This is a genomic window from Streptomyces panaciradicis (assembly GCF_023516615.1).
Classification (GTDB): domain Bacteria; phylum Actinomycetota; class Actinomycetes; order Streptomycetales; family Streptomycetaceae; genus Streptomyces; species Streptomyces panaciradicis.
In genome coordinates, this window is record NZ_JAMGBF010000307.1 from 1 (window position 1) to 1,007 (window position 1,007).

Consider the following 1,007-nt stretch of genomic DNA (forward strand, 5'->3'; position numbering starts at 1 on the left):
GGCTTCGACGAGCACCTCACCCCCGACGGCCGCCCCGCCGGCCTGGACATCACCGCCGAGTACGCCACCGACCTGTACGACCGCGACACCATCGAGGCCCTCCTCGCCCGGCTGCTGCGCCTCCTCGGCGAGGCGTCCGCCCACCCCGACACCCCGCTGTCCGGCCTCGACCTCCTCGACGCGGCCGAGCGCACCCTGCTGCTGGACACCTGGACCGGCCGCGCCACCCCCGTACCCGAGGCCTCCCTCGCCGCCCTCTTCGCCGAGCAGGCCGCCCGCACCCCGGACGCCGTCGCCCTCACCCACGCCGGGCGGTCCTGGACGTACGCCGAGGCCGACGCCGTCTCCAGCCGGTTCGCGCACCGCCTCACCGCGCTCGGCGTCGGCCCGGAGACCGTCGTCGCCGTCCTGATGGAACGCTCCGCCGACCTGGTCCTCGCCCTGCTGGCCATCGTCAAGGCGGGCGGCGTCTACGCCCCCCTCAACGCCGTCGACCCCGTCTCCCGGCTCACCCGCATCCTCGCCGACACGGCCGCCCCGCTCCTGCTGACCGACCCGCACCTGGCCGACCACGAGATCGTCACCGAGGCCGGCACCACCGGCACCCGCATCCTGCTCGTCGACGACCTCACCGCCGACCCGGAGAACGCTCCCTATCCGGCGAGCGCCCCCAAGGTGGCCACCCACCCCGACCAGTGGCTGTACGTGATGTTCACCTCGGGCTCGACGGGCGTGCCCAAGGGCGTCGCGATCACCCACCGCAACGTGGCCGAACTCGCCCTCGACCACCGCTGGGACCGTCCCGCGCACCGCCGCGTCCTCTTCCACTCCCCGCACACCTTCGACGCCTCCACCTTCGAACTGTGGGTGCCCTGGCTGACCGGCGGCACCGTCGCCGTCGCCCCGGCCGGCGTCCTGGACACCGCCGCCCTGGCCGCCGTGCTCGCCGAGGAGTCCGTCACCGGTCTGTGGCTGACGGCGGGGCTGTTCCGGCTGGTCGCCGAGGA

Annotated in this window: 1 protein-coding gene; it reads left to right on the forward strand. The window is 74.8% G+C overall.

The features are described from left to right. Window positions 1-1,007, forward strand: a 1,007-nt coding sequence (locus tag M8J74_RS44055; protein WP_249841759.1) for an AMP-binding protein, incomplete at both ends; no start/stop codon positions are given.